Origin of the sequence: Saccharopolyspora mangrovi (assembly GCF_035320975.1) — a bacterium.
Taxonomy (GTDB): Bacteria; Actinomycetota; Actinomycetes; order Mycobacteriales; family Pseudonocardiaceae; genus Saccharopolyspora; species Saccharopolyspora mangrovi.
Genome location: NZ_JAWLNX010000008.1, coordinates 80,058 through 103,035 on the forward strand (window position 1 = coordinate 80,058; position 22,978 = coordinate 103,035).

The 22,978-nt window shown below is 71.6% G+C and carries 20 protein-coding genes and 1 pseudogene; 10 read left to right on the forward strand and 11 right to left on the reverse strand.

All coding sequences use genetic code 11. From position 1 onward, the window contains the following. Positions 1-201: 201 nt before the first annotated feature. Positions 202-2,193 (reverse strand): Stk1 family PASTA domain-containing Ser/Thr kinase, encoded by a 1,992-nt coding sequence (pknB, locus tag R4I43_RS13595; RefSeq protein ID WP_324265972.1) that lies wholly within the window; start codon positions 2,191-2,193, stop codon positions 202-204. 147 nt (positions 2,194-2,340) lie between these two features. Between pknB and R4I43_RS13600 the strand changes: the two genes are divergently transcribed. Continuing rightward, positions 2,341-2,706, forward strand: a complete 366-nt coding sequence (locus tag R4I43_RS13600) for an Rv2175c family DNA-binding protein (protein WP_324266157.1) — start codon at positions 2,341-2,343, stop codon at positions 2,704-2,706. 51 nt (positions 2,707-2,757) lie between these two features. On the opposite strand, the gene R4I43_RS13605 is transcribed toward R4I43_RS13600, so the two are convergent. The 4 genes from R4I43_RS13605 to R4I43_RS13620 all read right to left on the reverse strand — a co-directional run bounded on the left by R4I43_RS13605 (position 2,758) and on the right by R4I43_RS13620 (position 6,649). Beyond that, on the reverse strand, positions 2,758-3,180 hold the full coding sequence (locus R4I43_RS13605) for a PPOX class F420-dependent oxidoreductase (RefSeq protein ID WP_324265973.1): 423 nt from the start codon (positions 3,178-3,180) through the stop codon (positions 2,758-2,760). A 109-nt stretch (positions 3,181-3,289) separates the two neighbouring features. After that, the gene (gene crtI / locus R4I43_RS13610) at positions 3,290-4,756 is read right to left on the reverse strand and encodes a phytoene desaturase family protein (RefSeq protein ID WP_324265974.1); all 1,467 of its coding nucleotides are present in this window, start codon (positions 4,754-4,756) and stop codon (positions 3,290-3,292) included. A 3-nt stretch (positions 4,757-4,759) separates the two neighbouring features. Then, positions 4,760-5,878 (reverse strand): polyprenyl synthetase family protein, encoded by a 1,119-nt coding sequence (locus R4I43_RS13615; RefSeq protein ID WP_324265975.1) that lies wholly within the window; start codon positions 5,876-5,878, stop codon positions 4,760-4,762. Positions 5,879-5,986: 108 nt separating this feature from the next. After that, the gene (locus tag R4I43_RS13620; RefSeq protein ID WP_324265976.1) at positions 5,987-6,649 is read right to left on the reverse strand and encodes a DUF3153 domain-containing protein; all 663 of its coding nucleotides are present in this window, start codon (positions 6,647-6,649) and stop codon (positions 5,987-5,989) included. Positions 6,650-6,759: 110 nt separating this feature from the next. Between R4I43_RS13620 and R4I43_RS13625 the strand changes: the two genes are divergently transcribed. Continuing rightward, the gene (locus tag R4I43_RS13625) at positions 6,760-8,442 is read left to right on the forward strand and encodes a DUF885 domain-containing protein (protein WP_324265977.1); all 1,683 of its coding nucleotides are present in this window, start codon (positions 6,760-6,762) and stop codon (positions 8,440-8,442) included. 62 nt (positions 8,443-8,504) lie between these two features. On the opposite strand, the gene R4I43_RS13630 is transcribed toward R4I43_RS13625, so the two are convergent. Continuing rightward, on the reverse strand, positions 8,505-9,071 hold the full coding sequence (locus R4I43_RS13630) for a GNAT family N-acetyltransferase (protein WP_324265978.1): 567 nt from the start codon (positions 9,069-9,071) through the stop codon (positions 8,505-8,507). Between the two features lie 260 nt (positions 9,072-9,331). On the opposite strand from R4I43_RS13630, the gene R4I43_RS13635 reads away from it, so the two are divergent. From R4I43_RS13635 to R4I43_RS13645, 3 genes are all read left to right on the forward strand, one after another. Continuing rightward, positions 9,332-9,787, forward strand: a complete 456-nt coding sequence (locus tag R4I43_RS13635) for an SAV_6107 family HEPN domain-containing protein (RefSeq protein ID WP_324265979.1) — start codon at positions 9,332-9,334, stop codon at positions 9,785-9,787. Continuing rightward, on the forward strand, positions 9,774-10,544 hold the full coding sequence (locus R4I43_RS13640) for a maleylpyruvate isomerase N-terminal domain-containing protein (protein WP_324265980.1): 771 nt from the start codon (positions 9,774-9,776) through the stop codon (positions 10,542-10,544). Before R4I43_RS13635 ends, R4I43_RS13640 begins: the two co-directional genes overlap by 14 nt. Positions 10,545-10,609: 65 nt before the next feature. Then, a complete protein-coding gene (locus tag R4I43_RS13645; protein WP_324265981.1) occupies positions 10,610-11,128 on the forward strand; it encodes a GNAT family N-acetyltransferase in 519 nt (172 codons plus the stop codon). 8 nt (positions 11,129-11,136) lie between these two features. On the opposite strand, the gene R4I43_RS13650 is transcribed toward R4I43_RS13645, so the two are convergent. Next, on the reverse strand, positions 11,137-15,702 hold the full coding sequence (locus R4I43_RS13650) for an ATP-dependent helicase (RefSeq protein WP_324265982.1): 4,566 nt from the start codon (positions 15,700-15,702) through the stop codon (positions 11,137-11,139). Between the two features lie 34 nt (positions 15,703-15,736). Continuing rightward, positions 15,737-15,859, reverse strand: a complete 123-nt coding sequence (locus R4I43_RS13655; protein WP_324265983.1) for a hypothetical protein — start codon at positions 15,857-15,859, stop codon at positions 15,737-15,739. 37 nt (positions 15,860-15,896) lie between these two features. On the opposite strand from R4I43_RS13655, the gene R4I43_RS13660 reads away from it, so the two are divergent. Continuing rightward, complete coding sequence (locus tag R4I43_RS13660) at positions 15,897-16,091, forward strand: DUF3046 domain-containing protein (RefSeq protein WP_324265984.1); 195 nt, start codon at positions 15,897-15,899, stop codon at positions 16,089-16,091. Here R4I43_RS13660 and R4I43_RS13665 read toward each other — a convergent pair. Continuing rightward, positions 16,088-16,813, reverse strand: coding sequence for a DUF4383 domain-containing protein (locus tag R4I43_RS13665; RefSeq protein WP_324265985.1), 726 nt, complete (start codon positions 16,811-16,813; stop codon positions 16,088-16,090). The genes R4I43_RS13660 and R4I43_RS13665 overlap by 4 nt on opposite strands. Positions 16,814-17,096: 283 nt before the next feature. Between R4I43_RS13665 and recA the strand changes: the two genes are divergently transcribed. The 4 genes from recA to R4I43_RS13685 all read left to right on the forward strand — a co-directional run bounded on the left by recA (position 17,097) and on the right by R4I43_RS13685 (position 20,339). After that, positions 17,097-18,149, forward strand: coding sequence for a recombinase RecA (gene recA, locus R4I43_RS13670; protein WP_324265986.1), 1,053 nt, complete (start codon positions 17,097-17,099; stop codon positions 18,147-18,149). Positions 18,150-18,166: 17 nt separating this feature from the next. Then, positions 18,167-18,763, forward strand: coding sequence for a regulatory protein RecX (locus R4I43_RS13675; protein ID WP_324265987.1), 597 nt, complete (start codon positions 18,167-18,169; stop codon positions 18,761-18,763). A gap of 139 nt (positions 18,764-18,902) precedes the next feature. Then, the gene (locus R4I43_RS13680; protein WP_324265988.1) at positions 18,903-19,631 is read left to right on the forward strand and encodes a hypothetical protein; all 729 of its coding nucleotides are present in this window, start codon (positions 18,903-18,905) and stop codon (positions 19,629-19,631) included. A gap of 51 nt (positions 19,632-19,682) precedes the next feature. After that, positions 19,683-20,339 carry an HAD family hydrolase gene (locus R4I43_RS13685; protein WP_324265989.1) on the forward strand — a complete coding sequence of 219 codons (657 nt, stop codon included), beginning with the start codon at positions 19,683-19,685 and terminating at the stop codon, positions 20,337-20,339. 47 nt (positions 20,340-20,386) lie between these two features. Here the strand turns inward: R4I43_RS13685 and eda are convergent. Further along, a pseudogene (gene eda / locus R4I43_RS13690) lies at positions 20,387-21,004 on the reverse strand (bifunctional 4-hydroxy-2-oxoglutarate aldolase/2-dehydro-3-deoxy-phosphogluconate aldolase); the annotation flags it as partial. A gap of 41 nt (positions 21,005-21,045) precedes the next feature. Continuing rightward, entirely contained in the window at positions 21,046-22,890 is a 1,845-nt protein-coding gene (edd, locus tag R4I43_RS13695; RefSeq protein ID WP_324265990.1) for a phosphogluconate dehydratase, read from the reverse strand. Between the last annotated feature and the right edge of the window lie 88 nt (positions 22,891-22,978).

The following is a 22,978-nucleotide window of genomic DNA, read 5'->3' on the forward strand; positions in this document are numbered from 1 at the left end:
TCCACAAGCAGCGACCCGTCCGGCTCTGACCAGGCCAGATCGCACCCGGGGAGGCGCCCGCCGGTGATCTTCGAAACCCGGGTAGCCCCAGGTAGATCCGCACGTCGGAAAAACGTTACAACCCGGTCACGAGATCAGGATCACACCGTCGGGCCGACGAATTCCGCCGAAAAGACGACCCCGATCCGGGGGATGGACCCGTTAGAACGCGGTGACGTGGATGGCTGATCCGGGCTGCACCCGGCTGCCCGGCAGCGGGTACTGGCCGAGGATGACCATGTCCTGCCGCTGGAACAGCGCCTGCACGCTCAGCTGCAGACCGAGCTGCGCCACCTGCACCTGCGCCTCGGTGACCTTCATGCCGTTGAGGCTGGGCACCGGGACGGCGTTGGAGACGATCACGCCGATGCGCGGTCGGCCGACCAGTTTGACCTCGGTGCCGATCGTCGGGTTGGTGCTGACGACCTTCCCGGCGTCGACGTCGCCGTCGAACTGCTGGCCCGCGTCGTAGGGCTCGAAGCCGGCGTTGCTGAGCGTGGTGAAGGCGTCCTCGCGGCTCATCCCGCGCACGTCCGGGACCTGCACCGGCGGCGGGCCCTTGCTGACGATCAGCTTCACCTCGGAGTTGAGGTTCACCCGCGTCCCGGGCGCCGGATCGACGCTGATCACGTGCCCCTCCGGCACCGTGCGGTGGTACTGCGACGAGGAGGAGTCCTGCGTGGGCTGCAGCTTGGCGTTGCGGATCAGGTTCTCCGCCTCGGCGACCGTGACGCCGGCCGCGATCTGGGGCACCGCGGGCTTGCCGAGCGAGACCACGACGTCCACCGAGCCACCGCTGCGCACCTGCGAACCTTCGGTCGGGTTCGAGCTGAGCACGATGCCTTCCGGCACGTCGTTGTCGTTCTCCTTGGTGACGTTCGCGGTCAGCCCCGCGCCTTGCAGCGACTGGACGGCCTGCTGCTCGGAGACCCCGACGATCCTGGGCACCGCGACGTAGCTGCCGAAGCCGAGCCAGAACGCGGCGCCGCCCACGAGCGCGGCCAGGACCAGCACGATCGCCGCCCACATCGCGCCCCTGCGACGGCCTCTGCGGCGCTGCGGCTCCATGCCCGCGCCCGGCGGCGGGGCGTCGAACTCGTCAGTGGCCGGGCGGGCCAGCGCGCGCGTGTGCTGGCGCGGCGGCTGGGCCATCGGCGCCGGTTCCACGCGCGTCGGCTGGGCGCGCACGGTCGGGAACTGCTCGGTCGGCGGGTCGGCGACCGGCGGCATCAGCGCGGTCCGCGCCTCGGAGGCCGGGACCGGCACCGACACCGCAGCGATGTCCAGGTCGCTGCGCACCTGCTCCAGCTCGGCCAGGAAGGCCTCGGCGTCGGCGGGCCGCTGCGCCGGGTCGCGCCTGGTGGCGCGCAGCACCAGCGCGTCTATTTCGGGCGGCACCTCCGGGGAGGTCTGCGCGGGCGACGGCACGTCATCGTTGACGTGCTGGTAGGCCACCGACATGGCGGTGTCGCCGACGAACGGCGGTCGGCCGGTCAGCAGCTCGTAGAGCACGATCCCGGCGGCGTAGACGTCGGTGCGCGCGTCGGCGGCACCCGTGGTGACCTGCTCGGGGGAGAGGTAGGCGACGGTGCCCAGGATGATGCTCCCGCTGGTCGTGCCCGCCTCCGCGGCGGCGCGGACCAGCCCGAAGTCGGCGACCTTCACCGAACCGTCGTTGCCGATGAGCACGTTCTCCGGCTTGACGTCGCGGTGCACCATGCCCGCTCGGTGCGCGGCGGCCAGCGCCGAGAGCACGGGCTGCATCACGCTCAACGCCATCGCCAGCGGCAGCTTCCCGCCGCGGTCCATGATCAGGTCGCGCAGCGTGCAGCCCTCGACCAGCTCCATCACCAGGAACACGTGGTCGCCCTCGGCGCCGTGGTCCACGCCCTGGTCGTAGACGGCGACGACGTCGTTGTGGTGCAGCTTCGCGGCGGAGCGCGCCTCGCGCTCGAAGCGGTCGACGAAGGAGCGGTCACCGGAGTAGCGGGAGTCCATCACCTTCAGCGCCACCGGGCGCTCCAGCCTGGTGTCCAGGCCCCGGTACACGGTGGACATGCCGCCGCGGGCGATCATCGAGTCGACCCGGTAGCGACGCTCGAGAAACGCTCCGACGAGGCTGTTGCCTTGTCCGTGCCGCGTCTCAGGTGTCATCGCTCGCCATTCCCCGGGTTCCTTGCCACCACCGATTGTGGCAGGTACGCGCACGGTACCGGTGCTCGGTCAGGTGGAGGTGGTGATCAACAAATTTACCCGCGCGGTGCGGGGCACGCCGGACGACGATGTGGCAAGGTGTTCACCGTGGTTGCAATCCCTGCTGCCCCGGACGTGCTGGCCCCCGATGTGGAGGTTGTGCCGCTGACCGCCGTGGCTGAGAAGCTCGGCCGGTCCGTCACCCGGGTGCATCAACTCATTCGTGATGGTCATCTGCTCGCCCTGCGCCGGAACAAGGAACTGGGCGTGCCGAGCGCATTCTTCGTCGACGACGAGATCGTGAAGGGACTACCTGGCACGATCACCCTGCTCCGGGACGCCGGTTACCACGAGGACGAGATCCTGCGCTGGTTGTTCACCCCGGACGACACCCTCCCGGGCACACCGATAGACGCCCTGCGCGGCGACCGGGGCCGGGAGGTCAAGCGCCGCGCCCAGGCGATGGGCTTCTGACCGCTGTTCCAGGTGGTGCGCGACCGTGCGCACCACCTGGAACAACCGTGCTCAGCCGGGCTGGTCGTTGTCCTTCATCGAGCCCCAGCCGTGCCACTTGTCGATCTCGATCCAGGCGCTGACCCGCGGGTTCTCCCGGGTCGGGTACTTGCTGCCGAGGTAGTGGTGGGCGAGCCGGTCGATGTCGACCAGGCCTTCGTCGTCCTTGAACTCGGTCACTCGGCCGACGAGCGTGACGTGGGTGTACCAGTCGTCGGAGTCGAGGACGCTCAGCGTCACCCGCGGGTCGCGCTGGACGTGCTTGAGGCGGACCCGCCCAGCGTCCATGTTGATCAGGACCCGGCCGTCGTCCTCCCAGAGGTACCAGGTGGGTGTCGAGACCGGCGTGCCGTCGGAACGCAGCGTCGTGATCACGGACGGGTTGGCGCGGCGCAGCAGCTCGACGGCGTCAGGCGGCAGCGGCGGCTTGGACATGGGATCTCCTAGATCACTGGGTGTCGTTGCGGGCCCGATGATCACCGGGCCCCGCCCAGCATCATCGCCACAGCGCCCGCACGACGCCATCCGGGGCGGTTCGGCCTGATCAGCCCGAGCCCAGGACCCGCTGCGCGGCGAGCTTCCCGGAGATCAGCACCGGCGGCACCCCCACGCCCGGCGTCGTCCCGGAGCCCGCGAGGACGATGTTGCGCAGGCCGCTGACCAGGTTCTTCGGCCGGAACGGTCCTGTCTGGGAGAAGGTGTGCGCCGCCGAGAACGGCGTCCCCGCGGCGTGCCCCTGCGCTGCCCAGTCCAGCGGGGTGACCAGGTCCGAGGTCTCGATCGCCGCGTCGAACCCGTCGAACCCCCGGCGCTCGAGGACGCCGACCAGCTCGTCGCGGTAGCGCGGGCCGACACGGGCCCAGTCGAGCGGTCCGGTCTCCAGGTTCGGGCACGGCGCGAGCACGTAGTGCAGCTCGCGGCCCGCCGGTGCGAGCGACGGATCGCTCGCGGTCGGCCGGGTGACCAGCAGCGACGGGTCGGTCATCGGCCTGCCGTCGCGGATGATCTCGGTGAAGGTGTCCTGCCACGCCTCGCCGAACGAGATCGTGTGGTGCGCCGACGCCCAGCTCCGCGTGGTGCCCGCGTGCAGCACCACCGCCGACGGCGACCAGCGCAACCGGCGTCGCGGGCGCCTGCCCAGCAGGCGGTGCACCACGGGCAGGTCGGGGGTCAGCACCACGGCGTCGGCGGGGAACCGCTCGTCGGCGGTGCGCACGGCGCTGATCCGGTCACCGCTGCGTTCCAGGCCGGTCACCTCGGTGCCGTACCGGAACTCCACCCCGGCCTCGGCGGCGGCTTCGGCCATCGCGGTGGGGACCGCGTGCATCCCGCCGCGCGGGAACCACACGCCGTTGACCGTGTCCATGAAGGAGATCACCGCGTACAGCGCCAGCGCGCGGCGCGGGTCCAGCCCGGCGTAGAGCGCTTGGAAGGAGAACACCCGCCGCACCCGCTCGTCGCGCAGGAACCGCCCGATCGCCGGGCCGAGCCTGCGGAAACCGCCCAGCGCCACCAGCCGGGCCAGCTCCGGCGAGACCAGGTCCAGCGGCGAGTCGAAGTTGGCGTCGATGAACCGGTGCATCTCCGCCCGGTGCACCTCGGTCAGCCAGCGCCGCAGGCGCCGGTACCCGTCGGCCTCGCGCGGGCCGGCCAGCCGCCGCACCTCCTGCTCCATCGCCTCGGCGTCGGTGTGCACGTCCAGCACCGAGCCGCCGGCGAATCGCGCCTGGTAGGCGGGGTGCAGGGGGATCAGGTCGAGGCGCTCGCGCACCGAGGTGCCGACCGCGTGCAGCGCCTCGTCGAGCAGCTCGGGCATCGTCAGCACCGTCGGTCCGGTGTCGATCCGGTACCCGTCGAGCACGTGCAGACCGGCCCGCCCGCCGGGCACGCCGGCGCGCTCCAGGACCGTGACGCGGCGCCCGGCCCCGGCCAGGTGCAGCGCCGCGGACAGCCCGGCGAGCCCGGCGCCGACGATCACCACGTGCTCGGTGCGACCGGTGACCGAACGCATGGGTCAGTGGCTGCGGTCGGTGACCGCGATGGCCAGCTCGGCAAGCCGCGACGCCGCGGGCTCGTCGAGCCCGGCGGTGTGCAGCGCGAGCATCGCCGAACCGGTCAGCTCGGTGATCCGCTTCTCCACGGCGGTGACCGCGCCCAGCTCGGTGAGCACCTCGCGGGCCGCCGCCACCCGCTCCTCGGTGAGCAGCGGATCGCCCAGCACCTCGTGCAGCAGGTCCAGCTTCGCCTGGTCCTGCTGCGCGCGGGCGGTGGCCACTGCCTCGGCGATGAGCACCGTTCGCTTGCCCTCGCGCAGGTCGTCACCAGCGGGTTTGCCGGTGACCGCCGGGTCCCCGAACACCCCGAGCAGGTCGTCGCGCAGCTGGAAGGCCACACCGATGTCGGAGCCGAAGCGGCGCAGCGCGGCCAGCGCGTCCGGGCCGGCTCCGGCGATCTCGGCGCCGATCTCCAGCGGACGCTGGACGGTGTAGGAGGCGGCCTTGAGCTGGCAGATCTTCAGCGCGGCCGCCGGTGACTCGTCGACGTCGACCTGGCCGAGCACGTCCAGGTACTGGCCGGAGAGCACCTCGGTGCGCATCGCCCGCCACGGGCGCATCGCCCGCAGCATCGCCTCGGCCGGGATGCCGGAGCTGTGCAGCATGTCGTCGGCCCAGGCCAGCGCCAGGTCACCGAGCAGCACGGCGGCGGCCATGCCGAACTGGGTGTCGTCGCCGCTGTAGTCGGAGTCGCGGTGCTGCTGCTGGAACCGCCGGTGGATGGTGGGCTTGCCGCGCCGCGTGTCGGACTCGTCGATGAGGTCGTCGTGCACCAGCGCGCAGGCCTGGATCAGCTCCAACGCGCTGGCCGCCTGCAGCATCGCAGCGGCCTCGGGGCCCTCGGCCGGGCCACCGCTGGCCCGCCAGCCCCACCAGGCGAAGGTCGGGCGGATGCGCTTGCCGCCACCGAGCACGAAGTCGTTGAGCTGCGTCACCGCCGCCCCGACGGCGGGATCGAGGTCGGCCGCCTCGTCGCGCCGGGACTGCAGGTAAGCGGCCAGCGTCCGCTGGACGTGACCCGGGAGATCAGCTTCGAAGTCGGCGTTGCCGCCGGGGGCCCGCATGGTGGCCGAATACATGGGAGGCACACCTCCATCCTGCGCGATGCGTTCCGGTGGCTTCCTGCGGGGCCACGGCATCGCTCCCCGTAGCTGGGGAAGCTTCGGAGGGTGACGGTCTCGGGTTGATCAGAGGCGGGCTCCCGGCCGGGTCCGCAGGTGGTTGCGCAGCGCGAGGGTCGCGACCAGGACGGCCGCGACGGTGGCACCGACACCCACCAGCAGCGCCCAACCGATCCAGTCCATGCCCGAGCCGGTGGAGAACTGGAAGGTCGCCGACGTCTGCGTGATCTCGCCCGGCTGCAGCAACCAGGTGACGGTGCCCGCGCTCTCCTCGCCGTTGGTGGTGGTGATCTCGCCGGGGGCGCCCAGCTTCAGCTCGATGCCGGAATCGGTGTCGGCCAGCGGTGTCAGGTCCGCCGAGCCCTCGAAGACCACCAGCGAACCGGCTCGGTACATCCGCATCGAGAAGCGCGAGTCGGTCGGGCTCATCGCGGACGCGAGCTGCTCGACCTCCTGGAAGGTGAGGTCGTTGAACGACAGGTTCGCGCCGACTCGCGTGCCCTCCGCGTGGGGTCGCACTTGCACGCGGTCGGCGAGGTTGGGAGGCGGTCGCAGCTCGAACGGCACCTTGCCGTCCGGGGTCTCGGTGGTCACCAGCACTTCGCCGGAGACGGTGTCCTCGCCGGAAATGGTCATGGCGGCCTTGACGTGCAGGCAGCCGCTGAGCGCCGTGCAGAGCACGATGATCAGCAGCAGCCGCAGCGTTCGGCGCGATGCGTTCCCCTCCACGCGAGGGATGTTCCCACCGAAGCGGGAGGTTCGCCGTGCGTGCGATCGTCGCCGGTGTCCGCTTTTCGTCGTACCGCGTCGGTTCTTTCGGCGCGCGCTAGCGTGGCGGCATGGGAGTTGACCACAACGGCGTACACGCGATCAGCGACCGGTTCGTCGACGAGCTGGCGTCGCTCGATCCGATCGCGAGCACCTACCTGGGCCTGCCCGGTGGGGAAGAGGAACTGACCGACTACTCGCCCGACGGCCACCGGGCGCGCGCCGACCTGGCCGCCCGGAGCCTCGCCGCGGTGCGCGAGGCCGAACCGGCCGACGACGCCGAGCGGATCGCGCAGGCGGTGTTCACCGAGCGCGTCGGGCTCGACCTCGAACTGCACGAGATCGGCGCGGACATGTCCTCGCTGAACGTGATCGCCAGCCCGGCGCAGGAGCTGCGCCAGGTCTTCGACCTGATGCCGGGCGGCACCGCCGACGACTGGCGGACCATCGGGCGCCGGCTCTCGGCGATGCCGCAGGCGGTGCGGGGGCTGCGCGCCGGGCTGACCGACGCCGCCGCGTCGGGCGACGTCTCGGCCGCCCGGCAGGTCCGCAAGGTCGCCGAGCAGTGCGACACCTGGTCCGGGCGCAACGGCGGCGAGTCGTTCTTCGTCGCGATGGTCGGACGCGCCCAGGGCGTCGACGACTCGCTCCGCCGGGAGCTGGAGACCGCCGCGGAATCGGCGGCGGAGGCCTACGCCGGTCTGGCCGACTTCCTGCGCGGTGAACTGCTGCCCAAGGCCCCGGAGAAGGACGCCGTGGGCCAGGAGCGCTACCGGCTCTGGTCGCGCTACTTCACCGGCGCCGAGCTGGACCTGCGCGAGGCCTACGAGTGGGGCTGGCAGGAGTTCTCCGGCATCGAGGCCGAGATGAAGGAGGTCGCGAACCGGATCAAGCCGGGCGCGACGCTGGCCGAGGCCGCCGCCGTGCTCGACGCCGACGAGCGCTACCGGGTGCGCGGCCAGCGCGAGTTCGAGCAGTGGATGCAGCGGCTGTCCGACCAGGCCCTGTCGGACCTGCGCGGAACGCACTTCGAGATCCCGGACGCGCTGATGCGGCTGGAGTGCAAGATCGCCCCGCCTGGCGGGGGTGTCGGCGCCTACTACACCGGTCCGACCGACGACTTCTCGCGCCCGGGCCGGATGTGGTGGTCGGTGCCCGCCGACCGGCAGGACTTCCCGACCTGGCGCGAAGTGTCCACTGTGTACCACGAGGGCGTGCCGGGACATCACCTGCAGGTGGCGACCTCGGTGCACGAGGCCGAACGGCTCAACAAGTTCCAGCGGCTGGCCTGCTTCGTCTCCGGTCACGGCGAGGGCTGGGCGCTCTACGCGGAGCGGCTGATGCGCGAGCTCGGCTACCTCTCCGACGACGGCGACCTGCTCGGCATGCTCAACGACCAGCTCTTCCGCGCCGCGCGCGTGGTCGTCGACATCGGCATGCACCTGGAGCTGGAGATCCCGGCCGGGGCCGGGTTCCACGAGGGTGAGAAGTGGACGCCGGAGCTCGGGCTGGAGTTCATGCTCAGCCGCACCATCACCGACCCGGCGCAGGTCCGCGACGAGATCGACCGCTACCTGGGCTGGCCCGGCCAGGCCCCGTCCTACAAGCTCGGCGAACGCCTCTGGCGGGCGGCGCGCGACGAGGCCCGGCAGCGCCACGGCGCGAACTTCGACGTCAAGGCCTTCCACACCGACGCCCTCAAGATGGGTTCGATGGGCCTGGACACCCTCCGCGAGCAGCTCGCGGTCCTGTAGCGGGTGCTCGCCAGGGGCGAGGACCGCGGTGTTCGCGTGGACGGGCCTGCGGTTCTCGCCCCTCAGGCGTTGAGGGGGAGGGGGCGGCCGAGGACGGCGAAGGGCCTGGGGTCGCCGGTGAAGCTGTAGTTGCGCAGCACGTCCTCGAAGCCGACGCGCTGGTAGAGCTTCCAGGCGCGGGTCGGCCCCTCCGGGGTGGACAGCAGGACCTTGTCGCCGGGGGCGCCGTCGAGCAGCCTGCGCAGGATCTCCTCGCCGAGCCCGGCGCCCTGGGCGCTCGGGTGCACGTGCAGCTCGGTGAGCTCGAAGTAGTCCTCCAGCCAGGCGTCGGGGTCGCCGCCGGTGTCCTGGAGGCCTCGCCGAACCTGCTCGTGCCACCACTGGCCGGGGGCTCCCAGGTAGCCGTACCCGATGCCGGTGAGCTCGTCGTCCTCGTTGAACGCGCCGATGCAGCGCCAGCCCGCGCGCAGCATGTGGGCCGACCACATCGGGGCGCGCTGCTGGGCGGTCACGGGCGGGTAGCCCATCGCGGTCACGTAGATCCGGAGGGCTTCGGGGAGTCTCGCTCGCAACTGATCGGTGGTCAGTTCGACGACCCGGTCGCAGCTGGGGGAGGGCGCAGCGGTCACGGCCGAACACTAACGCGTCTCGCGTCCGAGGTCTTTCTTGCGCCCGGACAAGGCGTTTCCGCTCGGCTTTCCATGATCATCTTCGCAGATAATGACTCGAACAGGTGAGCTAGAGCGCATCGCTTGAGTCGATCTCCCTCCGGCGCTAATCTGAACGTGTTCGAACGGCAGTTCGACGAATGCTCGTTCGAACACCGGCCCGGTGGTGGGGTGGGGGAAGCACCCCGCCGCCGGGCCCCACAGCCGAAGGGAGAGAGCCGATGTCTTATCCCACCGACCTGTCGATCCCGTCGCCGCGCTACTCCGTCGAGAACCAGGGGCCCACGCCGGAAGCGGACACACCGGCCGGAGCGCTCTCGCTGCTGCTGCACGCGCGGACCTGCCTGCACGAGGCCGAGACGGCGGAACGCCCGGGCGAGCGGTTCGTCGCCGCGCACCTGGCAGCGCTGCGGGCCGCCACGGCCGTGGTCGTGGCACGCGCGGCACGTCGCGAGGACAAGCGCCCGGCCAGCGTCTGGCAGCTGCTGACCGCGGCCGCACCAGAACTGCGCGAGTGGGCGGCCTACTTCGCCGCGCACTCCAACCGGCGTGCCGCAGCCGAAGCCGGGGTTCCGACCACGACCGACGCGCACGCCGACGCACTGCTGGACAACAGCCGGGATTTCCTCGGCATCGTGGGACGAAGCCTGCTGGGGGCGACGCGTGAACGGTACTGATGTGGGACTCGAACACGGACGCATGCTCGACCTGCTGGGGAGCGAGGCGCAGCTGCTGACCGCCGCAACGCACGACGTGCACGCCGACGCGCCGGTGTTCAGCGCGTCCGGCCGCACCGTCGGCCAGACCCTCCGCCACCTCGGAGATCTGTGCGAAGACGTGCTGTCCTGGCTCGGATCGTCGGAGGCAGGACGTCGCTGGGACCTGTCCGATGAGCCTGACCTGCGGGAGCTGACCAACCGGTTCGCCGTGCGGATGGCCGACCTGCTCGCCGAGTTCGTCTCCCGGCCGCCGGACGACCCGTGCCCGACCTGGTGGCCCGAGCAGCACACCGTGGCGTTCTGGGTGCGCCGGATGCTGCACGCCACCACCGTGCACCGCGCCGACGTGCAAACGGCGGCAGGCATCGAGCACACGCCGATCGATCCCGAGGTCGCCACCGACGGCGTCGACGAGGTGCTGCGGGTCTGGTTCGGCTACCGGCTGCACTCGCTGCAGATCACCGCGACCCGGCCGTGCTCGGTGGGCGTGCACGTGCCCGGCCGCAACTGGCTGATCACCGCGGACCCGAGCGGCGCGGCGGTGACCAGCTCGAAGGACGTGGCGACCACGACGCCGGACGCGGTGGTCGGTGGTGACCCCAGCGCGGTCTACCTGTGGATGTGGGGCCGGTTGCCCAACCGCGCGGTGGAGACCAGCGGTGATCCGGACGCCATCGCCCAGTTCTGGGGCCTGCTGCAGCTGGCGACCCGGTGACGGCCGGGTGGCCGGTGCGGCGAAAACCGGTTGCCCGGGCGCGGGCCGTGGCACATCGTGGGCGGATGCTGATCAGGCCCGAAACCTCCGCCGACCTCACCGCCATCCGCCGGGTGCACGCGGCCGCGTTCGCCGATGCCGAGAACCCGCAGCGACTCCCGGCCGAGGTCGGGCTGGTCGACGCCCTGCGCGGCAGTGCGGCGTGGTTGCCCGCGTTGTCGTTGGTCGCGGAGCATTCCGGTGAGGTCGTCGGGCACGTGGTGTGCACCCGAGCGCACATCGGTGACGTTCCGGTGCTCGCGCTCGGGCCGATCGGCGTGGTCCCGGATTCGCAGCGCGCGGGCATCGGATCGGCGTTGATGCACGCCGTGCTCGGTGCCGCCGACGCGCTCGCCGAACCGCTCGTCGCGCTGCTCGGGCACCTCGAGTACTACCCGCGCTTCGGCTTCGAACCCGCCGCGAACTTCGGCATCACGCCGCCGGTGCCCGAGTGGGCCTCGCACTTCCAGGTCCGCCCGCTGGCCGCCCACGACCCGGCGGTGCGCGGCGAATTCGCCTACGCCGCACCGTTCATGGAGGTGTGAGCGCCCGCTCACGCCCGGAGCCGGAGGCCCTTCGGCGTGGCGCGGAATCCCGCTTCGGTGAGCACCTCGGCCAGCCTCGACCCCCAGGCGCCTTCGCCGTCGGCGCGCTCGACGGCGAGCTGGTCGAGCCAGCCCTCCCGCACCACGCGGGCCAGGCCCGCTGCCGCGGCCCGGAGCGCGGTCTCGTCGTCGGTGAACGACAGCAGCGATTTGCCGCCGCGTTCGACGTAGAACACCGCCTCGCCGGACACCAGCACCACCAGCGCACCGGCCTTGCGCCCCGGCCGGTGCCGGGTTTCGCCCATCGGCACGGGCCAGTCGAGCGCGCCGCCGTAGGGCTGCGCGGGGTCGGCGGCGGCCAGCACGATCGCGTCCCCGCCCGTCTCGTCGTCACCGGAGAGCGCGCGCAGCCGGTCGATCGCACCCGGAACCGCGAACTGCGCGGCACCGAGCCCCTCGATGACGTAGCCGCGGCGGCAGCGCCCGGACTCCTCCATCGCCCGGAGCACCTTGTACACCGCCGAGAACCCGCCGGTCACCCGCTCGACGTCCAGCGCACCACGGGTCAGCACGCCGTGCCGTTCCAGGAACGCCTCGGCGCGCGCGTGCGCGCGGCGCGTCGGCTCGGCGGCGGGCTGCGGGGCCAGCGACCAGCGCCCCGACACCGTCGGCGGACCGCTGCGCGGCGGCATCGACGGGCGTCCTGCCCGCAGCCGCGCGTACCGGCCGCGAGGAGCGCTGCGGCGCGGCTTGTGCGCAGCACCGCGACCGGAGACCAGGGCGCGCAGCGGGGCCAGCGTGTCGTTGGTGACCGTGCCGGCCCACACCAGGTCCCACAGCGCGGCCGTGACGGCCTCGTCGGTCGGAGCGGATTCGTCCTGCTCCAGCAGCAGCGCACCTGAACGGTCGGCCAGCTGCCGGAAGAACAGCGCACCACCCTCCAAAGAGGACAGAACGGCCCGGTTCAGCGGCGAATCCGGTGGTTCCTCGGGAAGATCCGGCAGCAGCAGGTCGGCGACATCGGTGGGAGCCAGCGCGATCCACCCGTCACCACCGGCCAGCGAGCCCGAACCCACCCAGCTCACCTCGCCGGTCGCGGTCAGCTCGTCCAGCAGGGCGGGCGAGTAGCCGGGCAGGCGCGCGGGCAGCACCAGCGACTCCAGCGCGCTGGCCGGAACCGGTGCTCCGGCCAGCTGTTCGACCACCGAGTACACGTCGTCGACGGTCGGCGCGGTGCGCAACCGGGCACCGACGCCGTGCCACACCGGCAGGAACCGGCCCAGCGCCGCGGGTTCCACCGGCTCGACCTCGGCGCGCAGCCGGGCCAGCGACGCCCGCCGCAGCCGCCGCAGCACCTCGGCGTCGCAGTACTCCAGCGATCCTCCGCCACCGGCTTCCAACGGGCGCAGCTCACCGCGCACCAGCCGCCCGGAACCGGTGAGCCGGTCCAGCACGCCGTGCACCACCGCCACGCCCAGCCCGAACCGCTGCGCGGCGGCGTCGGCGGTGAACGGGCCGCGGCAGCGCGCGTACCGGATCAGCAGGTCGGCCAGCGGATCGGCGACGGGTTCGGTGAACGCCTCCGGCACGCCGACCGGCAGCGCGACACCGAGCGCATCGCGCACCTTGCCGGCGTCCTCGATCGGGATCCAGCGCTGCTCGCCGGCGATCCGCACCTGCAGGACGCGGCGCTGCTCGGCCAGCTCGGTCAGCCATTCCGGCCGCACGCCGCGCTTCTCGGCCTCCGATGTGGACAGATCGCCGAGGAAGTGCAGCAGGTCGGCCGCGCCTTCGGCGTCGCGGGCGTGCCGGTCGGGGTCGAGGCGCTGCAGCTGCTGCTCGATCTCGGCCAGCGACTCCGGATCCAGCAGCTCGCGCAGCGCTTCCGATCCGAGCAGTTCCGCGAGCAGCGTGGAGTCCAGGCTCAGCGCCGCCGACCGGCGCTCGGCCAGCGGAGCGTCGGTCTCGTAGAGGAACATGCCGATGTAGCCGAACAGCAGGCTGCGCGCGAACGGCGAGGGCGTGGGCGTCTCCACCTCCACCACCCGCACCTTGCGGGCCGCGACCTGCTGCATCAGCTCGGTCAGCCCCGGCACGTCGTAGACGTCCTGCAAGCATTCCCGCATCGCCTCCAGCACGATCGGGAACTGCTCGTACTGGGCCGCCACGGTCAGCAGCTGCGCCGACCGCTGCCGCTGCTGCCACAGGGGTGTCCGCCGGCGCGGGTCCCGGCGCGGCAGCAGCAGCGCGCGTGCCGCGCACTCCCGGAACCGGGCGGCGAACAGCGCCGAACCGCCGACCTCGTCGGTGACCAGCTGCTGCACCTCGGCGGGCGGCAGCAGCACGTCCTCGGCGGTGGGCAGCACCTCGGCACCGGACTCGTCCAGGGCGTCGGCCAGCCGGATCACGATGCCGTCGTCGGAGGAGGCGATCTGCGGTTCGATGCCGCGCCGCTCCCGGATCCGCGCGCCGACGGCCAGCGCCCACGGCCCGTTGACCTGCGCGCCGAAGGGGGAGTGCACCACCATCCGCCAGTCGCCGAGCTCGTCGCGGAACCGCTCGACCACGATCGTCCGGTCGTCGGGAACGTGCCGGGTGGCCCGCCGCTGCTCGTCCAAGTAGGACATCAGGTTGCCCCGGGCCCACTCGTCGAGCCCGGCGGCGGTGATGCGCCCCCGCGCGTCGTCGGCATCGGCGCTGGTCAGTTCGCGGACGAAAGCGCCCAGCGCCCGGCCGAGCTCCAGCGGGCGTCCGGGCTGGTCACCCTTCCAGAACGGCATCCGCCCCGGCTCGCCCGGCGCGGGCGTGACGATGACCCGGTCGTGGGTGATGTCCTCGACCCGCCACGCGCTGGTGCCCAGCAGGAACGTGTCGCCGACGCGGGACTCGTAGACCATCTCCTCGTCGAGCTCGCCGACCCGCACACCACCGCGACCGGCCTCCTCGTCGCCGGGCGTGGTCACGGTGAACAGCCCCCGGTCCGGGATGGTGCCCCCGGAGGTCACCGCGAGTCGCTGCGCTCCGGGCCGGGCGCGCAGCTCGTCGTTGACCCGGTCCCACACGATCCTCGCCCGCAGCTCGCCGAACTCCTCGCTGGGGTAGCGCCCGGCGAGCATGTCCAGCACCGCGTGCAGCGCCGAGTCGGGCAGCCCCGCGTACGGCGCGGATCGGCGGACCAGCGCGGCGAGCTCGGCCACCGGCCAGTCGTCCATCGCCGTCATCGACACGACCTGCTGGGCCAGCACGTCCAGCGGGTTGCGCGGGTAGGCGATCGACTCGATGAGCCCGTCGGCCATCCGCTCCGACACCACCGCGCAGCCGACCAGGTCGCCCCGGAACTTGGGGAACACCACGCCCCGCGACACCGCGCCGACCTGGTGGCCGCCGCGGCCGATGCGCTGCAGCCCGGATGCCACCGTCGGCGGCGTCTCGACCTGCACCACCAGGTCGACCGCGCCCATGTCGATGCCCAGCTCCAGCGAGGAGGTGGCCACCACGCACGGCAGCTGCCCGGACTTGAGCTCCTCCTCGACGACGGCCCGCTGCTCCTTCGACATCGAGCCGTGGTGCGCCTTGGCGACCACCGGCGGAGCGCCCGACCCGATGCCGGAACCGCCGACGGCCTCGGCCGGGAACCGGGTCATCGGCTCCGGCTGCTCGGCCGCGAGCTCGTTGATGCCCGCGGTGAGCCGCTCCGCCAGCCGCCGGGAGTTGCTGAACACGATCGTCGAGCGGTGCTGCCGGATCAGCTCCAGGATCCGCTCCTGCACCGACGGCCAGATGGAGGTGTGCTGCTCAGCGGCCTGATCACCGGGTTCGCCGCTGGAAGCGCCGAGCTCGGCCATGTCCGGCACCGGCACCTCGACCCGGACCTCGACCTCCTTGGGGTGGGCGGGCTGCACGGTGCGCACCGGTCGGCCGCCGGCCAGGTAGGTCCGCACCTCCTCGACCGGGCGCACGGTCGCCGACAACCCGATGCGCTGCGCCGGGCGGGCCAGCAGCGCGTCCAGCCGCTCCAGCGACAGCGCCAGGTGCGCTCCGCGCTTGGTGCCTGCCACTGCGTGCACCTCGTCGACGATCACCGTCTCGACCCCGGCCAGCGACTCGCGCGCTGCCGAGGTCAGCAGCAGGAACAGCGACTCCGGGGTGGTGACCAGCACGTCCGGCGGCTTGCGCGCGAAGGACCGCCGCTGGTCAGCGGGGGTGTCGCCGGTGCGGATGCCGACCTGGACGTCCGGCGGTTCACCGCCCAGGCGCTGGGTGGTCTGCCGGATCCCGGCCAGCGGCGCGCGCAGGTTGCGCTCGACGTCGACGGCCAGGGCCTTCAGCGGCGAGACGTAGAGGACCCGGCAGCGCTTCTTCGGATCGGACGGCACGTCTTCGCCCGCGAGCCGGTCGAGCGCGGAGAGGAAGGCGGCGAGCGTCTTGCCGGAGCCGGTGGGCGCCACGACCAGGGCGTGCTCACCGGCCGCGATGGCCTCCCACGCGCCCCGCTGCGCCTCGGTGGGCGCGTCGAAGGCGCCGCGGAACCAGTCGCGGGTGGCCGCGGAGAACCCGTCCAGCACGTCGCTCATCACCCCATGCTGGACCACACCACCGACGAACGGCCTACCGCCGGTTCTGCCAGAGGAAGCGGATGGCCAGCACGATCACGGCCAGGAGGGTCCCGGCGATCACCAACTGGCCCAGCGGGCTGGACATCCCGGTCGGGTCGGCCTGCAGGAGCAGCACGCCACCAGCCTACGGGCGCCACGTAGTCTGGTCGACGATGCGCCACACCGCTTTCCGCCAACGCATGGCCGAGGAGTTCGGCCGGGTCAGGTCCGAGATGCTCGCCCAGGACCACGTGTTCTCGTCCCTGGGCGGACGCACCGTCGACCAGGCCTTGGAGGAAGGCTTCACGACGAAGGAGGTCTGGGCGGCGGTCTGCGAGACCTTCGAGGTCCCGGCCGAACGCCGCTAGGGCTGCGCGTTCTTGCTCTGGTGGAAGTCGGCCCACGGGTTCTGGGCGCTGATCTGCTGCTGCTCGCTGCGGCCGGACTCCCGGTAGTGGTCGTAGGCGCGGCGCCGCTCCTGCTGCACGTGCCGCAGCCGGTCGGCGGTGACCCGTCGTCGCTGCTCCGGGGTGGCCTTGCCTTCGGCGACGGCCATCTCGTCGTTGCACATCGGTTCCAGCTCGGAGATCCGCCGCTCGTCCGCGATCACCGAGTCCGGGTCCTCCTGGACCGGCGGTTCGTGGTGGCGGTAGCGCACGTAGGGGTTGTCGTCGGGGAGTCCGCCGCTGACCCGGCCGTAGAAGCCGATGAACATCAGCGCCAGGCCCGCGACGAAGCTGAACACGACGTTCTGCAGCTCGAAGGCGAACAGGTTCCACGACGTGTTGAGCACGCCCAGGTTGATCAACCCGGACAGGAAGAACAGCACCCCGATCGCGGCGGTGGTGGTGGAGGCGACCGGTCCGCCCCAGGCCGCCGCGCCGACCAGGATCGCGCCGACCACGATCGACACGACCGCGAGGAGCCCGTTGCTGGACAGGCCCAGCACGTCGATGCCGTCGGTGGTGAGCAGCGGCACCCGGTTGGCCAGCCCGAGCACTCCGAAGACCATCAGGCCCGCGCCGAAGACGGCGGCGGCCACCCGGTAGAAGCGGTTCAGCGGGTGCTCCGGCGGAAGGTAGCGATCCATGCGCATTGTCTGCACCTCCTGGAGAGCACGAGGTAATCCCGAGTGTCCACCTGTGGCGCGCTGATCGCACCGTCACACGACCAGGTGATGCAACCGGCGTGTCGGCATGATGCTCGAACATCCGTTCGCTTAGTATGGGTGCCACGGGACCGGGAGCGCCCGCAAACCCCGCGAGTCGGATTGTCGGTCCCAGCCCGTAGCGTCTGAAACGACGTGAACGACTCGCCCCAAAAAGAGAGTCGCCCGAAGACCCGACTCGAAGACTTCACCGAGGTGGACCCCGATGGCAGCAGCGACACCGGACAAGGGCAAGGCGCTGGAGCTGGCGCTCGCCCAGATCGACAAGCAGTTCGGCAAGGGATCGGTCATGCGGCTCGGCGACGACTCGCGGCCGCCGGTCGAGGTCATCCCGACCGGTTCCATCTCGCTGGACGTCGCACTGGGCATCGGCGGCCTGCCGCGCGGTCGAATCGTGGAGATCTACGGCCCGGAGAGCAGCGGTAAGACCTCGGTCGCCCTGCACGCCGTGGCCAACGCCCAGCGGCTCGGCGGCACGGCGGCCTTCGTCGACGCCGAGCACGCGCTGGACCCGGAGTACGCCAAGGCGATCGGCGTGGACACCGACTCGCTGCTGGTGTCCCAGCCCGACACCGGTGAGCAGGCGCTGGAGATCGCGGACATGCTGATCCGCTCCGGCGCGCTGGACATCATCGTCATCGACTCGGTGGCCGCGCTGGTGCCGCGCGCCGAGATCGAGGGCGAGATGGGCGACAGCCACGTGGGCCTGCAGGCCCGCCTGATGAGCCAGGCGCTGCGCAAGCTCACCTCCGCGCTCTACAACGCCAAGACCACCGCGATCTTCATCAACCAGCTCCGGGAGAAGGTCGGCGTCATGTTCGGCTCCCCGGAGACCACCACCGGTGGTAAGGCGCTGAAGTTCTACTCCTCGGTGCGGCTGGACGTGCGCCGGATCGAGACGCTCAAGGACGGCTCCGACGCGGTCGGCAACCGGACCCGCGTGAAGGTCGTCAAGAACAAGGTCGCACCGCCGTTCAAGCAGGCCGAGTTCGACATCATCTACGGCGTCGGCATCAGCCGCGAGGGTTCGCTGATCGACATGGGTGTCGAGCAGGGCATCATCCGCAAGTCCGGTGCCTGGTACACCTACGAGGGCGACCAGCTGGGCCAGGGCAAGGAGAACGCCCGCAAGTTCATGCGGGAGAACCCGGACGTGGCCAACGAGATCGAGAAGCGGATCAAGGAGAAGCTCGGCATCGGCGCCACCCTCGACGCCGAGGGTGACAACGCCGCCGAGCCCGCACCGGTCGAGTTCTGATCCACGCCTTGGCACGGATGAACGACGAAGGGAAGCGCCGGGGGAGCGGTCGTCGCACCCCCGGCGCCGAACCCGAGAACGGCGAGGCGGAGAAGAAGCCGCAGCTCAAGCCGGATGACCCGGCGGCGCAGGCTCGCGACGTGGTGTACCGGCTGCTGGCCAGCCGCGCGCGCAGCCGTCTCGAGCTGCGGCAGGCCTTGCTGCGCAAGGACATCGACGAGGACATCGCCGACGGCGTGCTGCAGAAGTTCGTCGACGCGGGCCTGGTCGACGACGCCTCGTTCGCCGAGGAGTGGGTGAACCAGCGGCAGCGCTCCCAGGGCCTGGGTCGCAAGGCGCTGGGCTTCGAGCTGCGCCGCAAGGGAATCGAGGAGCACCTCGTGGAATCCGCTCTGTCCAACGTGGACAGCGATGCGGAGGCCGAGCGCGCTCGCGAGCTGGTGCAGCGGAAGCTGCGCAGCATGGGATCGGTCGAGTACACCGCGAAGGTGCGCCGACTCGTCGGAATGCTCGCCCGCAAGGGCTACTCCGAAGGTCTCGCCTACCGCGTCGTCAAGGACGAGATCGAGAACGCCGGGGACTCCGCAGCGGACCCCGATTTCGACTTCTCCTGAGAGCTGAGCGGTTTCTGCGCCGTTGGGGTGAACCCAGGTGAATCCGCCGAGCCGCACCGATCGCTCTCCCTAAGCTCCTGCGCGCAGCGTGGACCGGCGCAGCGGACGTCGGCAGCGCTCGACGGACTTGGGGGCCACCGTGAGTCGACCTGCGCGCACGCCGACCGAGACCCCGCACGCCGCCCCGCCGAAGCGGAAGTGGGGCGGTCTGGCCTGGTCGGCGCTCGTCCTCGGAGCGCTCGGTCTCTGCGGCTCGGTCCTGCAGGTCCTCGCCGGCGTGACGGCGGTGGTCGCGCTCGCCGGCCTGGTGCTGGGCGTCCTCGCGCTGTTCGGGACCAGGAAGATCGTCGCCGGACTCGGCGCGGTCCTGTGCGGGCTGGCGATCGCGGCCGCGATCGTGCCGCACGGGCTCGTGGCTGCCGAGCTCGACGAGGTCTTCTTCGGTGAGCGGCAGCCACCGGTGACCGCCGCGCCGGAGGCGGTCGTCCGCTTGCCCTTCGGCGAGCGGCACACCTGGCCCGACGGCAGGACGATCACCATCCTGCAGCCCGTTCCTTACGAGGAGACCAGCGAGTTCTCCCGTCCCCCTGCGGGAAGGCGGCACGTGCAGTTCGGCGTGGTGGTGCACAACGGCGGTCAGGACGCCTACAGCGCGGTGACCACCACGATCTCGGTCACGCACAACGGCCGCGTCGCCCAGCAGCACTTCGGCGCGGGCGATCCGATGCCGCTCGCGCAACTGCCGCCTGGCGGAGATGCGCTCTACAGCATGGTTTTCGAGATCGGTGCCGAACCGGGCGAACTCCAGGTGAGCGTGCTGCCGAGCTTCGCCACCGAGGAGACGGCCCACTTCGTCGGCCCGTTCTGAGTGTGGACGCGGGTACCAGAACGTCGGTGGCGCGTCGTAGGGTTCCGGGTCATGACGAAGTCGAGCCCTCGGCACATCGTGTGGGACTGGAACGGAACGCTTCTCGACGACAACCACGCCGTGGTGTCGGCGGTGAACAGCGTGTGCACCTTGTTCGACCGCGAACACATCGACATCGACGAGTGGCGCGCGATCTACAGCCGCCCGCTGCGCGCCTGCTACGAACAACTCCTGCGGCGGGAGATCACCGAGGACGACTGGGCCCGGGTCGATGAGCTCTACCACGTCGCCTACCGGGAACTGCTGGATTCCTGCGGCATGGCCGAAGGCGTGCCGCACGTCCTGCAGGACTGGGCTCACGCCGGCGGAAGCCAGTCGCTGCTGTCGATGTGGTTCCACGACGAGCTCGTCGAGCTGGTCACGGCTCGCGGCCTGCGCGAGCTCTTCGACCGGATGGACGGCCTGCGCACCTCGGTGGGCGGTGGCTCCAAGGACGAGCACCTGCGCGCGCACCTCAAGGTCCAGGAGCTCGATCCGGCCGAGGTGGTGCTGATCGGCGACGTCCTCGACGACGCCCGCGCCGCAGAACAGGCGGGCGCCCGCTGCGTTCTGGTCACCACCGGCGTGATGGACCGCGCCAAGCTGGAGAAGTCCGGCCACCCGGTCGTCGACTCCATCCCAGAAGCGATCAAGCTCATCAACGCCTGACGAACGCCGCAGTTCCGACGGGACGATTCCTGCGGTTCTCGCCCCTGGAGCGGGGCGGCTTCGGCGGCCAGCCGCTCGATCTCGTCCCACTGGCCCGCGGCCAGCAGGTTCTTCGGCGCCAGCCAGGAGCCGCCGACGCAGCCGACGTTGGGCAGCGCCAGGTAGTCCCGCGCGTTCGCCGGGCTGATCCCGCCGGTCGGGCAGAACAGCAGGTGCGGCAACGGCCCGGCGATCCCCTTCAGGAACGGCACACCACCGCTGGGCTCGGCGGGGAAGAACTTCATCGCGCTCGCCCCGCGCTCGGCCAGCCGCATCGCCTCGGACGCGGTCCCGGCACCCGCCAGGTACGGCACGCCCGACGCGTCGAGGTCGTCCAGCAGCCGATCCGTCGTACCGGGTGTGACCAGGTAGCGGGCACCGGCGTCGGCCGCCTGCTTGGCCTGGCCGACCTCGGTGATCGTGCCCGCGCCGGCGACCATGTCGGGCACCTCGGCCGCGATCCGCTCGATCGCCGGGAGCCCGGCCGGGGTGCGCAAGGTGACCTCGATGGTCCGGATCCCGCCGCGCAGCAGCGCTTCGGCCAGCGGGACGGCGTGCTCGACGTCGTCGAGGGCCACGACCGGCACCACGGGCGCCAGGTCGAAAACGTCGGCTGCGGTGTTCATCTTCGATTCCAATCGCGTCAGGGCGGTGGTTCCGCCGCTGGTCATGCTCGCACCTGGCGGGTCGGCTGCTGCGGTTGCCCGAACACGCTGGCGCCCTGGTCAGCGCGGCCGACGGCCTGGCGGAACGCGGCGAACAGCTCGCGCCCGGTGCCGAACGGCGCCGGGTCCGCGCCTTCCGCGGGTTGCCTCGCGGCGAGCTCGTCGTCGGGCACGAGGGCTTCCAGCGTCCCGCGATCGGCGTCGAGCCGGAGCACGTCGCCGTCCTGGACGCGCGAGAGCGGTCCGCCCGCGGTGGCTTCCGGCGTCAGCTGGATCGCCGCCGGGATCTTGCCCGAGGCGCCCGACATCCGGCCGTCGGTGACCAGCGCGACCTGGTGCCCGCGGTCCATCAGCACGCCCAGCGCCGGGGTGAGTCCGTGCAGCTCAGGCATGCCGTTGGCCTGTGGTCCCTGGTTGCGGATGACCACCACGACGTCGTGGTCGATCTCGCCGGCGGCGAAGGCGGCGGTGAAGGCGTGCTGGTCGTCGAAGACCCGCGCGGGCGCGGTGACCGTGCGGTGCTCGGCGGCCACCGCCGACACCTTGATCACCGCGCGTCCGAGGTTGCCCTCCAGCACCCGGAGGCCGCCGTCCGGTGCGAACGGGTCGTCGACACCGCGCAGCACCTCGGTGTCCAGGCTCTTGGCGGGCGCGTCCCGCCACACCAGTTCGCCGTCGTCGAGGAACGGCTGCTGCCGGTAGCGGTCCAGGCCGGGCCCGGCGACGGTCCGGACGTCGGCGTGCAGCAGACCGGCGTCCAGCAGCTCACCGATCAGCGTCTGCACGCCACCGGCCGCGGCGAAGTGGTTGATGTCCGCCGAGCCGTTCGGGTAGACCTTCGCCAGCGAGGGCACGACCGCCGACAACTCGGAGAAGTCGTCCCAGGTGAGCTCGATGCCCGCGGCGGCGGCGATGGCGGGCAGGTGCAGCGTGTGGTTGGTCGAGCCGCCGGTGGCCAGCAGTGCGACCACGCCGTTGACGACCGCCTTCTCGTCGAGCAACTCACCGATCGGAGTGCGGTCCTCGCCCTGGCCGAGTCGCACGACCTGCCGCCCGGCCTCCTCGGTCAGCGCCTTGCGCAGCGGCGTTCCCGGCGGCACGAAGCTGGATCCGGGCAGGTGCAGGCCCATGACCTCGACGACCAGCTGGTTGGAGTTGGCGGTGCCGTAGAAGGTGCAGGTCCCGGGGGAGTGGTAGGAGGCGGATTCGGCCTCCAGCAGGTCCTCGCGAGTGGCCTTGCCCTCGGCGAAGAGCTGCCGGATCCGGCTCTTCTCGCGGTTCGGCAGACCCGAGGGCATCGGCCCGGCGGGCACCAGCAGCGTGGGCAGGTGACCGAACGACAGCGCCCCGATCAGCAGGCCGGGCACGATCTTGTCGCAGACCCCCAGCAGCAGCGCCCCGTCGAACATCTCGTGCGACAGCGCCACACCGGTGGCCATCGCGATCACCTCGCGGGAGAACAGCGACAGCTCCATGCCGGTGCGGCCCTGAGTGATGCCGTCGCACATCGCGGGCACACCGCCGGCGAACTGCGCGACACCGCCCGCTTCGCGCACCGAGTCCTTCAGCCACGCCGGGAACTCGTTGTAGGGCTGGTGCGCGGAGAGCATGTCGTTGTAGGCCGACACGATCGCCACCCCGGGCTTGCTCACGCCGCGCACCGCGAGCCGGTCGGAGCCGCTGCAGGCGGCGAATCCGTGCGCGAGGTTGCTGCACGGCAGGTCGGCCCGGACCGGGCCTTCCGCCGCTGCGGCGTGGATGCGTTCGAGGTAGGCGGAGCGGGTCTGCGCGCTGCGTTCTGCGATGCGGCGGGTGACCTGCTCGACGACGGCGTGCAGTGGCGCCATGATCGCCTCCGAGGTTGAGCTGGACAAACGGGCGACGACGTTGGCGCCACATGGCGCCGGTCACACTAGTGGGTGTGGCATGGATTTC